Origin of the sequence: Lacrimispora sinapis, assembly GCF_043633585.1 — a bacterium.
GTDB lineage: Bacteria > Bacillota > Clostridia > Lachnospirales > Lachnospiraceae > Lacrimispora > Lacrimispora sinapis.
Genome location: NZ_CP141832.1, coordinates 3671080 through 3685214 on the forward strand (window position 1 = coordinate 3671080; position 14135 = coordinate 3685214).

Here is a 14135-nt window from a genome sequence, read left to right on the forward strand (position 1 = left end):
TTCGTTTTTGCCTAAAAAAATAAAACGTGCAGGACACCGGTTTTTCCCGTCTCCCTGCACGCTTTCTTAATCTCCTACTTTTTTAATATCAAACATCTGTTCCAGCAATAACCAGTTGGCCCGGAAAAACTGCATCAGCTGCCAGTATCCGGCTCCGGTCAGTCCAAATTCCTTGATCAAATCAAACTTTGCCTTATAGCTTCTGACATCTTCAAACCAAACCTCATGCTGCACCCCGTACTGCCAGTAACGGAAATAAGGGGTCATGGCAACCTCGTCAAACTGGATCTCCACGCCATGTTCAATGGCAAGCTGAACGGCTTCCAGATTGTTGATGGTGGTGGCACGGGTGACCCCTCTCTCATAAGGAAGCGGCCAGTCATAGCCATAGTTTGGGATTCCAAGACTTATCTTTTCCTTAGGAATTTCCGTCAGACCATACTCCACCACTCTCCGCACCATATTGATGGGCGCAACCGCCATGGGGGGGCCATATGTATAGGAACCGTCAGGTCATAAGTCATAAAAGCCCTTAATTGTCAACGGAAATATTCACCTCAAAGGGGATTCCATCTGCGGACATCTTAACACAAAGCACCTGGCTGGAACTCATTTTTATGGATATATTGTTTCCGTATAACAGAGTCGGAGTTGAAATATCGACGGTGATTCCGATCTCAGAAAAAAATGTAGCCGCATTGGCTGTCAGCATATTGGCCAGTTCGGAAACTGCACTCTGTGCCATTTCATCAAATTCTTCCACCGGCGCTCCCATCATCATCACAGACGCAATCTTTTTGGAATTTTCAAGATCCGTACAATATACCACATTCCCCTTAACCTCTCCAACGATACCCACCGTCATGACCACACCGGAATTGGTCAGGTTGTCCTCTTTGAGATTGATTCCGTCTTTTTTTATCTCGTTAAAACCTAGTTGGGGCATTACAGAAAAAAATGCCTGTACAAAAGGATTTATGTATTTTACATCCAATGATCATCACTCCTTTGAAATCCGACGTTAATAAGAACCTCTCCGTATACTGTTTCAGCATGGACGGAAGTGGTGTAAAAATCGGAAGTGGTTATGTGGACATTCTCACCATGCATAATGGTCGGAGGCGCCACACGCAGTCCAAATGCCTGATTCTTCCTATTCAGTACGGAACAGGCGTTGCCGGAAATAATATTGGTAAGCTCACTCATTACTGCGATCACTTCATCGTTTGAATTGTCTTCCTTTTTCAAAATGGCTGCCGTCAATCTGCCGGCCGTATCCATATCCAGATCAATCAGCATCCGGCCGGAAAACTTTCCGATGATTCCAACAATAATGGTCAGTCCTTTGGATTCAAATTCCTTATCACAGGAAGATTTATCCTCAAATTTAACCAGTGTTTTTGTCATCTTGTTAATCCCATCCATCAAGGCATCCTTAAAGGATCCCATGTGTTCAGCCATTAACTCTTCATATAATTTATCCGATTCCAGCACCCGGCTGATGGCAGTCACAAGGCTGTCCTCATCAATGGGTTTCTGCACGTAAGCCGAAACCTTATTCGCCCTGGCGGCTTTCACAATTTCGTCATCCATCATGGAGCTGATAACAATTACTTTAATATCTTTATTGATTTCATGAATGGCCCGTGTACATTCCAATCCATCCGTTCCCGGCAATGTCATATCCATGGTTACAAGCTGAGGGTTTTTCTCTTTTACCACTTCTTTTACTTTGTCTAATGTTCCCGCTTCCCCAACGACTTCAAGCCCATGTTTTTCAAGAATTCCCTTGATATAGGCGATCGAGAAAGGGGAATCATCAACGATTACTACTTTTGTACCAACCATATAAGCAAAAATCCTCCTGATTTAAAAATTCAATAAAAAACGAATATCTTCCCATAAACATAGCACGTATTTCCATATTTTGTCAAAGATTTTCATATTTCATTTTTTGATACATCCCATTCAGCCCTCATTGCCGGCAACGCCTCTTTTGCAATTTGATCTAAAATAGCCCGGATCTCCCCTTCTGTGGTGTCTTTACAGCAATCCTCATAGAAAATAAAGGTCGTGTCCTGTTGTTTCATTTCCTTTACCGGTTTATGCTCCATTTTGCCGCCCCCTTTTCATAGATTCTATGCCATAAAGATTGTACACCTTTCCTAAGTCACTACTATTCACCGGGAATCTGCCATAAGATTATATATACATTTTAAGGAGTCTCTCATGTCATATCTCATGTATTTGCGTAAAAGCCGGGCAGATAAAGAAGCAGAAGCACGGGGAGAGGGGGAAACACTGGCCCGCCACGAACAATTGCTTAAGGAACTGGCGGCTAAAATGCAGCTTCCCATCGGTGCCGTTTACAAAGAGCTGGTATCCGGGGAAACCATTTCCGCACGCCCCAAAATGCAGCAAACCCTGCTGGAAGTCATGCAGGGCATGTGGGAAGGTGTTCTTGTCATGGAGGTGGAACGTCTGGCCAGAGGTGACACCAAGGACCAGGGAACCGTGGCAGAAGCCTTTAAATTCAGCAACACAAAGATCATCACCCCCTTAAAGACCTACGATCCGGCCGATGAATTCGACGAAGAATATTTTGAGTTCAACCTATTCATGTCACGCCGGGAATATAAGACCATCAACCGGAGAATCCAGAGAGGCCGCATCGCCGCTTTCCGGGATGGCTGGTACATTGCGGGAACCGCTCCCTATGGGTACAAAAAAGTAAAACATAAGGAAGAGAAAGGATATACCCTGGAAATCATCCCGGAAGAAGCAAAAATCGTCTCCTGTATTTATGAGCTTTATACCCATGCTTTTTTCGGCTGTTATCAGATCAGGGACCGGTTAAATGAACTGAATATCCCCTCCCCAAGCGGGAAATCCTGGTCCGCCTCCACCGTGAGTGATATCCTGGGCAATCCGGTATACTGCGGATACCAGCGGTGGCAGCGGCGAAAAGTCCAAAAACAGATCATTGACGGAAGAATCGTGGAATCCAGACCAAAGGATAAGGACTGCGAACGGGTAAAGGGACGTTTTCCGGCTATCATAGAAGAAGAAAAATTTGACCTTGTGCAAACGATCAAGGCCCGAAAGCCCCTTCCCAAAAATCCGGAAACCGCTCTGCAAAATCCGCTGTCCGGACTGATCTACTGTGCAAGGTGCGGCACACTTCTCACCAGACAAGCAAACAATGCCCGGCTGCCCCATGCCGTTCTTCGCTGCCCCAACAAAAAATGCAGCAACATATCATCCCCCCTTTACCTGATTGAAGAGCAGGTGCTCGCAGGCTTAAAGGAATGGTTCGGGGGGTACGAACTAAACTGGCAGGAAGATATGGAAGAAGAAAGCAACGCCACACGGACTGTTCTGGAAGATTCCATTCATAACATAAATGATAAATACGAAAAGACCAAAAAACAACTCAATGCCGCCTATGATTTATTGGAGCAGGGCATATACTCCCCGGCGATTTTTAATGAGAGGCGCAGCACTTTGGAAGCACAAAAAGAGGCGTTGAAAAAGGAACTGGAGCACTTAAAAGAAGAACGGAACCGGATTGCCGCAGCAGAACTGGCAAAGAAAGACGTATTTCCGTCATCAGTTCCATTCATTGACGTTTACAGGGAAATAAAAGATATAAGAATCCGAAACTTTATGCTTAAAAATGTTTTAGACCATATAGAATATTTAAAAACAGAACGAAATAAAAAAGGGGCAGGGAATACGGCCAATTTCACCTTAAAGTTTTACCCAAAGCTACCAAAAAGCCATTGATACCTGCGGCTTACAGGTCCTTATGTATATCCCCACTCATAAGTCATCAAGAGCACGCGGTTGGCTGCGGCCCCAAGAAGCCCGTAATCCACGCCTTCATATAAAAGACCGGGCTGATCGGCGGAAGTCTTCGGTGCAAGAGCCAGAGTTACCTGATAGCCAAACTGGTTCATAATCTGGGTGGTTCTGGTGACAAAATCCGCATAGGCCAGCCGGTCATCAGCCATAATATATTCAAAATCAATATCCAGGCCCCCAAACCCCTTCTCCTGCATGGTCAGTCCCAGGTTCCAGATCAGCCGCTGCTGGACCTGAGGATTATGTACCACGATCGAAACCAGGTTGTTGTTGAATTTCCCGTCAGGACCAAGGGGCGTCAGGGTCAGGATCGGACGCACGCCCACCCCCAAAGCCCGTTCAATCATCCAGTCATCGTCAATCGCAGGAGGAACCAGATCTCCATTTTCCGTAAATCCATAGGAAAATACATAAAGATCCGTCAAAAACGGGAGCGTATTATCCAGATTATCCGAATCAATAAAGGGATACGCATAGCCAAATACATAAAGAGGAATCGTATCCTCAGGAGGACTGTCCTCTGCAATATAAAGCGCCTGGCCGACTGCCAGGCGGTAAGGAGGATTGATCTGGTTATCATAGACCAGGGTTTCCACCGGTATCCCTTCCGCACTTGCAATGGAGTCCACACTATCCCCGGGTTTTACCACGTATATTCTCATAACAGCATCCTTTTACCAGAATTGGTAAAGCATATGTGAAAAAATGGTGAAACATGACAGCTGGGGGGCCGCTTTCTTATTTCTTTAGAAAAAAGTAAAGTGCTTTTTCATTATCTTCGTTGTATAATGATTGAAAAGGAGGTTTTCTTATGCAGAATATCTTAGTATGTGATGATGACAAACAAATCGTAGAAGCTATTGACATATATTTAACAGGAGAAGGGTTCCATATTATAAAGGCATATGACGGCTTTGAAGCCCTGGAACTTATGGAAGAGAATGAGATCGACTTAATGATCCTTGATGTGATGATGCCCGGTCTGGACGGAATTCGTACCACGTTAAAGGTCCGGGAGACAAGCAGCATTCCCATCATTATTCTTTCTGCAAAATCCGAAGACACGGATAAGATTCTGGGTCTTAACATCGGTGCTGATGATTATATCACAAAGCCCTTTAATCCCCTGGAACTGGTTGCCAGAGTCAAATCCCAGCTGCGCCGCTACACTCAGCTTGGCAACATGAATCAGCAGCCTGCCGGGGCCATTTATAAATGCGGCGGCCTTGCCATCAATGACGATAATAAAGAAGTGACCATTGACGGCGAACTGATCAAACTTACCCCCATCGAATATAACATTCTCCTGCTTCTGGTGAAGAATGCAGGAAAAGTATTTTCCATTGATGAGATTTACGAACAGATCTGGAACGAGGAAGCCATCGGCGCAGATAACACCGTAGCCGTTCACATCCGCCATATCAGGGAGAAAATTGAGATCAACCCCAGAGAGCCACGGTATTTGAAAGTGGTGTGGGGCGTCGGCTATAAGATCGAGAAGCAGTAGGAGTGATTATGAAGAAAAGAAAAGAACTTGCGGTCCTCTTGCATATCTTCTTCTCCTTTCTTGTAGTAGTTGGCGTTACCATCATGTACAACAACGTCCACTACGGGGAGGGGATCGACTGGATCGCCCATGAAACCTATGAGGACACACCTGAATTCACCCGCCAGCTGAAATCCGATATTGATGAGATCTTTAACTATGTTAAATATAAAGAAGTATTTGAGACCGATGGCCGCATTGATTATTCAAAGCCCATTGTCCGGGTTACCGACGGTCCCGGAACCACGAAGGAATATACGGTAGATGAGATGGTCCGCCGGGCCAAGTCACAGGGGTATTATCTGAATGAGCAGTTTAAGGTCAGCGGAGGCCACCCTCCCTCTTCCGACAGGGATAATCCGGATGTCCGGGTGGATTACCGGGCCTATGAACCTGATTTTGAAGCCACAGAGCCGGGAGAAAGCTTTCTTACCATGGATCAGCTCTCCTATGAGGTTTTAAGCCATCTGGGAAATTATTACTCTTTTTATTACCGCTTTATCCAAAATCCCAGCAACTTAAAATTCGAGATCCTTTATCAGAATACCAAAGACGATTATAAGCTGTACCGCAACGTTACAGGAAAAAACTTAAACGACTTTAAGGCCATGGGGAAATATCTTTATGTGACCGGGGAATCTCTATACGCAGATTCTAATTTGACCACCATTCCGAAAAACGTTTCCTCCCAGCTGGAAAAGATGAATCCCTATAACAACGGCAATTATCACATGACCATCGCTGTGGATACTTCCTACCCCTACAACGACGCTTACGCCAAGGCAGACGCTGCCTATAACCGCATGAGGCTGTTCTATATCGCAGGGATCGTAAGCCTTGCAGCCGGAATTCTGGGCAGCGCAGTTACCCTCTACGTTTTAGTCTCCCTGGCCGGATACCGGGAAAAGGGGCCAAAGGCTGCCACACCGGAACGGTTTGACCGGATTCCTGCAGAAATCTGCTTTCTTATTTTTGCAGGCGCCACTTTGATTTCCCTGTTTCTGGCAGACAAGCTGTTTAACAAGATCATCCACCTGTTTCTCGCCTATGATCAATGGTTTTACGGAGAACTGGTCCTCCGGGTCCTGATCTATTATGCGGCCGGGCTTATGTTTGCATTGTGCTTGTTAAAACGCTATAAGGCAGGAACTCTTTGGACGGCAAGTCTTTTATACCGCTGGCGGAACAACCTGGCCCTGTATTTTAAAAATCACCGGTTCACCACCCGGATTGCATTTTCCTATATCCTGTTTCTGGCCTTTAACATCTTGATGATCGCGGTCTTCTGCGTTCTATTGTTTACTTATAACAATCTGGCCTCCCGGATACTCATGGGGACAATCGGGACCCTGCTGCTTTGTTTTGATCTCTGGGTCTTTCACAAGATGTATCAAAACGCATGGCAAACGGATCAGATCAACCAGGCTCTGCTGCACATCTCCGAAGGAAATACCACCTATAAGATCAACACTGAGACCTTCTGCGGAAAAGAACGGGAACTGGCGGAAAATATCAACCACATCAGCACCGGTTTAGAAGCGGCCCTTCAGGAAAAAGTGCGGAGCGAACGTTTAAAAACCGATCTGATCACCAATGTATCCCATGACATCAAGACCCCCCTGACCTCCATCATCAACTATGTGGACCTGATCAAACGGGAGGGGATTAAAGACCCTAAGATTTTAGGCTATCTGGACGTCCTGGAACAGAAGTCCCACCGGTTAAAGACCCTGACCGAAGACCTGGTAGAGGCTTCCAAGGCAAGCTCCGGGAATTTAAAGCTGGAAATTGCAAGCATTGATTTTGTGGAACTGATCCACCAGACCAACGGAGAATTTGAAGAAAAATTTGCCCTCCGCCATCTGGAGCTGATCTCTGATTTACCGGATGAATCCTTTTTTATTGAGGCGGACGGCAGATACTTATGGAGAGTCCTTGAGAATCTGTATAATAATGCCTTCAAATATGCCATGGAACACAGCCGGGTATATGTGGACATCATACAGGAACATGATATGGTGGTATTCACCATGAAGAATATTTCTCAAAACCCGTTAAATATACGGGCGGATGAACTGACGGAACGTTTCGTCCGGGGCGATGTAGCCAGAACCACGGAGGGAAGCGGTCTTGGCATTTCCATCGCCAAAAGTCTGACCGAGCTTCAGGGCGGCAAGTTCATGCTGTATATTGACGGGGATCTCTTCAAGGCCAGCGTGGCCTTCCCCATTCAGAGATAATATTAGAGGGAGAGCAGGAACCCACACCGGGTCCCTGCTCTCCCTCTTACCATTCTGCTTTCCAGCTTCTTAACCGAAGATTCTCCAGCCGCAGATAAAGTTATTTCTCCACCAGCTGCTCAAGGAACGCTCTACGACTCTGCCGTTACTGGAGGAAGCATCAATGACCTTTCCTCCTCCGGCTACGATGCCCACATGACCGCTGACCACAATGATATCGCCTGCCTGTAAGCTTCCAAAGCTGCTGATCTTTGTATATTTTCCAACATTTCTCCAACCAGAGGAAGTCAGGTAACTCTGTCTTACCCCCACCTGATTTAAAGACCAGTATATAAACCCGGAACAGTCAAAGGAATTGGGGCCTTTGGACCCCCATACATAAGGACGCCCAACCTTTGATCTTGCGACGGATAACAGTCCGCCTACCCCGGAGCCGCCCTTAACGGTACCGCCTTTTTTACTGCTTCCTTTTCCGGTTTTTCCAGAAGAGCCGGCACTCTTTACTCCGCTTCCCGTAAGCTTATTAAGCGTATTCCGTCCGACAGATCCATCCGCGGAAAGACCGTTGTTGCTCTGGAATGCTTTTACGGCATTTTCCGTCACTTCCCCGTAATAACCGGTGATATTCGAGGATGACAGATAGCCGTATTGATTCAACAGCTGCTGGACCTTCGTTACGGAATCTCCCTGCTCTCCCAGCGTCATTCCGTTTGGCTGAGCGTCGGGGCTTGTTAAGGCCAATCGGGTGGAGGGTCCTAAATAACCGTCCACAACAAGATCATTGCGGGCCTGGAACTGCTTGACTGCAGTTACCGTATCGTTGCCGTATGCTCCATCCGGCTCCGACAGCAGATATCCCAGGGCCTTCAACCGCTGCTGGCTGACTAAAACAACATCACTTTTTTCTCCATAGGATATCAGGTTCGGCTTGATCTCTTCGCTGTACAGCAGGTTGATGGTCTGACGTCCCACTTTTCCATCAATATTTAAAGAGTTGACTTCCTGCAGCTTTTTGACCGCTGCCTCCGTCTCATCCCCGAAGTTCCCGGAAACCTGTGCTGCATTGGCAAGGTAGCCAAGCTCATAAAGACGGGTCTGTATCCGTAAAATATCATCTCCGGCCACTCCCTTTGATACCGCATAGTATTTGGCGGAAGGAGACATTATGGATTCCAGGGTCTGAGCACCTACGATTCCGTCCTGGTCCAGCCCATTCTGACGCTGGTACGTCTTAACCGCCGCCTCTGTCACGTTCCCGAAATACTGGGTCGGCTCATCATTATCCATGAATCCCAGGTCCATCAGCCGCTGCTGAAGGCTTGCCACCACCGGATGCTCCACGCCGTTTCTCAAGTATTGCGGAATTGGGTTCTCCTTCTGTTCCGGCACGTCTTTCAGCCGGGGCAGCAAATCTCCCCCCGGAGAGAGCAGGCTGATTGGCTGAAGTTCCTTTTTTCCCAGGGAAGGGGTAGCCTCAGAAGTTGTAGCGATCTCTTTTCCCATAACTCTGCCGGTATTGGTGCATCCGGACAGGAACGATGCTGCCGCTGCCGCTAAAAAAAAGGAGCAGAAGGAGCGTCTTTTCCATTTTATCTTTATGTTCATAAATCAATTTCCTTTCCTATGTAAAATCAGGTCTATTTTAGCATAAATTTGTCGGAAAGGGAAAGGGAATTTATCTCATTGCGTCAAAAGAACTCTTATGATATATTAAAAGCAGAAGAAAAACTGCTCTTTGAAAGGAATGGTTTTAAATAAAGGAGGGATTTTTATGACACCTATTTTATGGGCTGCCGGAGGTACCGGCTTTACATTTCTCATGACCACTCTCGGAGCATCTGTAGTATTCTTCTTTCGGAAGGAAGTGAATCAGGCGGTACAGAGAATATTTCTGGGCTTTGCCGCCGGCGTTATGATTGCAGCTTCTGTCTGGTCACTTTTGATACCAGCCATTGAAGAAGCAGAGGCAGCCGGAGGCATCGGATGGATTCCTGCTGCGGGAGGTTTTATTCTCGGCGTTTTATTCCTTATTGTTTTAGACTCCCTGCTCCCTCATCTTCATCCGGATATAAGCAATCCAAAAGGCAACGAAGCAGAAGGGATCTCTTCCACCTGGAAACGAACCACACTTTTGGTTATGGCAGTCACACTCCATAACATTCCGGAAGGGATGGCAGTCGGCCTGGCATTTGCTCTCGCCGCCCAGCATGGCAGTGATCCGGCGCTTTACACCTCCGCCCTGGCGCTTGCTATTGGAATCGGCATTCAGAACTTTCCGGAGGGTGCGGCCATATCCCTTCCTCTCAGACAGGAAGGGCTCTCCACAGGAAAAGCGTTTTTCCGCGGCAGTATGTCCGGCATCGTGGAACCGATCTTTGGAATTCTGACGGTATTGATCGCAGGAAGTATCACGCCCCTCATGCCCTGGCTTTTATCCTTTGCTGCAGGAGCCATGATGTATGTGGTGGTGGAGGAACTGATCCCCGAAGCACATTTGGGGGAACATTCCAACGCAGGAACTCTGGGTGTTATGAGCGGATTTTTGATCATGATGATTTTAGATGTGGCATTGGGTTAAAAACCAATACATTATAATTGAAAAGCGGGTGGTGCAAAAGGAACTTTCCTATTGCACCACCCACTTTTATTATTTTGTTATTTCAGCCCAAAACGTTGCTTCATTCTTTCTACAGCCGTCAGTCTATGAATGGCTCTGACTATCCTGGAACAAATGGAAACGTTCCACAAGCTGCTCCAGATACGCCGCCTGGCCGGAGAGTTCCTCGCTGGCTGCAGCACTCTCCTCTGCGGTTGCGGAATTGGTCTGGACCACCTGGGAGATCTGGCTGACCCGTTCTGATATGTTTTCTACAGATTCTGCCTGCTTTTCGGAAGCATCTGCAATTAAATTTACCGTATCCACTACCTGAACGGTGGTATTCTTTACCACATCAAGAGAATGAGACGTCTGCTCTGCAATGGCCATTCCGTTTTCCACTGCTTTTACCGAATTTTCAATCAAAACAGCCGTATCCTTGCTGGCCTCTGCGCTCTTGCTGGCAAGGCTCCGCACCTCATCTGCAACAACTGCAAAGCCTTTTCCCGCTTCTCCCGCTCTTGCTGCCTCAACCGCCGCATTCAAAGCCAGGATGTTGGTCTGGAATGCAATATCTTCAATGGTCTTAATGATCTTTCCAATCTCCTGGGAAGATTCATTAATCTCATTCATCGCGGAGTTCATGGTGACCATATGAAGATTGCTTTCCTCCACTTCCTTCTGCACCTTAGCCGTCAGAGCGTTGGCACTTTGGGCATTCTCTGCATTCTCCCGGATCTGGGAGGAAATGTCTGTAATGGCACCAGTCAGCTCCTCAAGAGCCATTGCCTGCTCTGTGGAGCCCTGAGATAACATCTGTGCCGCATCCGACACCTGGTCAGAGCTTATGTCAACCTGAACGCTGGACTGATGAATATCTCCAAGCGTATTATTAAAACTTTTCAATATTGTAACAAAGGAACTTTTAATCTCTGAAAAATCTCCCATAAAATCCGTAATCTGATCTCTTGGAACCGTTAAATCCCCTTTGGACAGACGCAGGAGAATGGAAGAAATCTCCGTAACATAAGAATCCAGAATGGTCATAGTGCTTCTCAAGCTGTCCGCAAGAAAACCAATCTCATCCTTTGACTGATAGGTAATGTATCTGGAGGCTTTTAAATCACCCTTAGACATTTCCTTCGCCGCTACGTCAAGCTCTTCTAACGGTTTGACAATGGATCTTGAAAAACGCATCGCAATCAACGCACAGACGAAAACCCCTATGATCATTGCGCCAATTCCCATTACCACTGCATTCCGGTTGGTCCCATTTGCCTCATCTACAAATCCTTCCGCATCACTGGACACCGACTGAGCCAGATTGATTACCTTCCCTTTTAAATCCTCATACTTTGGTTCATAGACATTCTTGATCATAGTTCTGGCTTCATCTGATTTGCCCTGAGCCGCCAACTTCAGTACTGCTGCCTGGATCTGATCGGACTCCTCAAGCCCGCTTTTGATTTCAGTCAGTATCTGTTTCTCATTCTCTTTTTTTAATAAAGTTTCCAGATTAGCCAACGCTGTCTGCATATCTGCAGAGTCCTTGTCAATCAGGGACTTTGCCTGGTTTCCTGCACTTGCAATATCCGATTTCTTTTCACTTGCCAGCCGGTAAAGCACCATCTGGCTGTCCAAAAGGTTGCGGCGGATGACCCACATGTTATCCGATGCCGCATAAGGCCCCTGATAGAGCTTCCGTAGATTCCCCGATATCCCCATCATCCCCACAAGCATTACCATAACCGCCAGAATACTAAGTAAAATTATGGCGCTAAAGACAACCACCACTTTGGTTTTTATCTTTCGATTTCTATACACAACTCTGCCTCCACTTATCTCCTCTTTAAAAGGGGTTATTTATTCAGTGGCTACTATAGCACCGTTTATAGACATCGTCAATCGTTACATTTACCATATCATACCAATTATTTTAAAAAAATACATAACTGCTTTCCAAGGCTGGAAAAAGAAAAAAAGATACCCCTGCACAGTTTCCTGCGGGATATCTTTTATCTTTGTTCTATTTCCTATCAGATCCCATTTTTTGCTTTGTGCGCAGCCTTGCCAGTGATCTGGCTAAAGATGCTTCAAAATGAGAATGCTCCTGAAGGCTCTTGCTCTGTCTCAGCTGTTCCTCCGCTCTTTCCCTGGCTTCTTCGGCCCGGCGTTCATCAATGTCCTCCGGACGTTCCGCGGTATCTACAATGACGGTAACACGGTTATTGATAATCTGGGCAAATCCATTGCCCACCAAACCGCTGATCCATTGACCGTTTGCGTCAAGTAAACGCATTTCCCCGATCGCAATGGCAATCACCATGTTTTCATGCTGGGGAAGAACTGCCTTTTCCCCATCCAACAGAGGAATGATCAGCTCCTGACAGGAACCTTTGTAAAACACCTTATCGCTGGCAAGAACCTGAAGGAAAAATGTTTTCGTACTCACAGGCAGCACCTCCAAGTTAAGCCTCTAATTTCCTGGCCTTTTCAATGACCTCATCAATGGTTCCTACATTAAAGAACGCAGCCTCCGGATACTGGTCCATCTCGCCGTCTACGATCGCCTTAAATCCGCGGACCGTCTCTTTAAGAGGAACGTACTTACCGGAAACACCGGTAAAGTTCTCTGCAACAGAGAATGGCTGGGATAAGAACTTCTGGATCTTTCTTGCCCGGTATACGGTGGTCTTATCGTCATCGCCTAATTCTTCCATACCCAGGATCGCAATGATATCCTGAAGCTCTTTGTATTTCTGAAGCAGCTCCTGTACCTTACGCGCAACTTCATAATGCTCTTCCCCTACCACATCAGGTTCCAGGATACGGGAGTTGGATTCCAACGGATCAACCGCCGGATAAATACCCTGCTCCACGATCTTTCTGGATAAAACAGTGGTGGCATCCAGATGTGCGAAGGTTGTTGCCGGAGCCGGGTCTGTCAAGTCATCGGCCGGTACATATACAGCCTGAACCGAGGTAACGGAACCATTTCTTGTGGAAGTGATTCTCTCCTGAAGTTCTCCCATCTCCGTAGCAAGCGTTGGCTGATAACCAACCGCAGAAGGCATACGTCCAAGAAGAGCGGAAACCTCTGATCCTGCCTGGGTAAAACGGAAAATATTATCAATGAACAAAAGCACGTTTTTATGCTCTTCATCACGGAAATACTCTGCCATGGTAAGTCCTGTTTCGGCTACACGCATACGTGCGCCCGGCGGCTCATTCATCTGACCGAATACCAAAGCGGTCTTAGAAATAACACCAGATTCTCCCATCTCGGTCCAAAGATCATTACCCTCACGGGAACGCTCTCCAACACCGGTAAAGATGGAATATCCGCCGTGCTCGGTTGCGATGTTATGAATCAGCTCCTGAATCAGAACCGTCTTACCAACACCAGCACCTCCGAACAGACCTACCTTTCCGCCTTTTGCATAAGGAGCCAAAAGATCAATAACCTTAATTCCTGTCTCCAGGATCTCAGCTACCGGACTCTGATCCTCAAAAGCCGGCGGGTCTCTGTGGATGACCCATTCCGGACCACCGGATAACTGCTCTCCGTTATCAATGGTCTCACCAAGTACATTAAAGAGACGTCCCAGAGTCTGCTCTCCAACCGGAACTTTAATACCCTCTCCGGTTGCAGTTACTTCCATACCTCTGCTCAATCCTTCGCTGGAAGCCAGCATGATACAACGGACGGTACCATTGCCCATATGCTGGGCAACTTCCATTACGCAGCGCTTTCCTTCATTGATCACCTCAAGGGCGTCTTTAATTGCAGGAAGCTCACTGCCCTCTAAAAACTCAACATCTACTACAGGTCCCAGGACCTGAACGATCTTACCTTTATTCATATTCTGTTACTCACAGTCGTGAGGAC

General features: G+C 46.8%; 11 protein-coding genes and 2 pseudogenes. 4 read left to right on the forward strand and 9 right to left on the reverse strand.

Annotated elements, in window-relative coordinates; translation table 11 throughout:
• Nucleotides 1-66: 66 nt before the first annotated feature.
• From VIG27_RS17330 to VIG27_RS17345, 4 genes and pseudogenes are all read right to left on the reverse strand, one after another.
• Nucleotides 67-501, reverse strand: a pseudogene (locus tag VIG27_RS17330) (glycosyl hydrolase family 18 protein); the annotation flags it as partial.
• Nucleotides 502-532: 31 nt separating this feature from the next.
• The gene (locus VIG27_RS17335; RefSeq protein ID WP_394523963.1) at nt 533-994 is read right to left on the reverse strand and encodes a chemotaxis protein CheX; all 462 of its coding nucleotides are present in this window, start codon (nt 992-994) and stop codon (nt 533-535) included.
• A complete protein-coding gene (locus VIG27_RS17340) occupies nt 985-1848 on the reverse strand; it encodes a response regulator (RefSeq protein WP_394523964.1) in 864 nt (287 codons plus the stop codon). Before VIG27_RS17340 ends, VIG27_RS17335 begins: the two co-directional genes overlap by 10 nt.
• Nucleotides 1849-1940: 92 nt before the next feature.
• A complete protein-coding gene (locus VIG27_RS17345; protein WP_394523965.1) occupies nt 1941-2114 on the reverse strand; it encodes a hypothetical protein in 174 nt (57 codons plus the stop codon).
• Between the two features lie 115 nt (nt 2115-2229).
• Between VIG27_RS17345 and VIG27_RS17350 the strand changes: the two genes are divergently transcribed.
• Complete coding sequence (locus VIG27_RS17350) at nt 2230-3786, forward strand: recombinase family protein (RefSeq protein ID WP_394523966.1); 1557 nt, start codon at nt 2230-2232, stop codon at nt 3784-3786.
• 23 nt (nt 3787-3809) lie between these two features.
• Here the strand turns inward: VIG27_RS17350 and VIG27_RS17355 are convergent.
• Nucleotides 3810-4526, reverse strand: a pseudogene (locus VIG27_RS17355) (LysM peptidoglycan-binding domain-containing protein); the annotation flags it as partial.
• A 149-nt stretch (nt 4527-4675) separates the two neighbouring features.
• On the opposite strand from VIG27_RS17355, the gene VIG27_RS17360 reads away from it, so the two are divergent.
• Nucleotides 4676-5371, forward strand: a complete 696-nt coding sequence (locus VIG27_RS17360; RefSeq protein ID WP_394523968.1) for a response regulator transcription factor — start codon at nt 4676-4678, stop codon at nt 5369-5371.
• An 8-nt stretch (nt 5372-5379) separates the two neighbouring features.
• On the forward strand, nt 5380-7650 hold the full coding sequence (locus tag VIG27_RS17365) for a sensor histidine kinase (protein ID WP_394523969.1): 2271 nt from the start codon (nt 5380-5382) through the stop codon (nt 7648-7650).
• A 69-nt stretch (nt 7651-7719) separates the two neighbouring features.
• Here VIG27_RS17365 and VIG27_RS17370 read toward each other — a convergent pair whose 3' ends face one another.
• A complete protein-coding gene (locus VIG27_RS17370; protein WP_394523971.1) occupies nt 7720-9255 on the reverse strand; it encodes a peptidoglycan-binding protein in 1536 nt (511 codons plus the stop codon).
• 166 nt (nt 9256-9421) lie between these two features.
• Here VIG27_RS17370 and VIG27_RS17375 point away from each other — a divergent pair, with 166 nt between their 5' ends.
• Nucleotides 9422-10228, forward strand: a complete 807-nt coding sequence (locus VIG27_RS17375; protein WP_394523973.1) for a ZIP family metal transporter — start codon at nt 9422-9424, stop codon at nt 10226-10228.
• 123 nt (nt 10229-10351) lie between these two features.
• Here the strand turns inward: VIG27_RS17375 and VIG27_RS17380 are convergent, their stop codons facing one another.
• From VIG27_RS17380 to atpD, 3 genes are all read right to left on the reverse strand, one after another.
• The gene (locus VIG27_RS17380; protein WP_394523974.1) at nt 10352-12070 is read right to left on the reverse strand and encodes a methyl-accepting chemotaxis protein; all 1719 of its coding nucleotides are present in this window, start codon (nt 12068-12070) and stop codon (nt 10352-10354) included.
• 202 nt (nt 12071-12272) lie between these two features.
• The gene (atpC, locus tag VIG27_RS17385; protein ID WP_394523976.1) at nt 12273-12698 is read right to left on the reverse strand and encodes an ATP synthase F1 subunit epsilon; all 426 of its coding nucleotides are present in this window, start codon (nt 12696-12698) and stop codon (nt 12273-12275) included.
• A 16-nt stretch (nt 12699-12714) separates the two neighbouring features.
• On the reverse strand, nt 12715-14109 hold the full coding sequence (atpD, locus tag VIG27_RS17390; protein ID WP_394523978.1) for a F0F1 ATP synthase subunit beta: 1395 nt from the start codon (nt 14107-14109) through the stop codon (nt 12715-12717).
• Between the last annotated feature and the right edge of the window lie 26 nt (nt 14110-14135).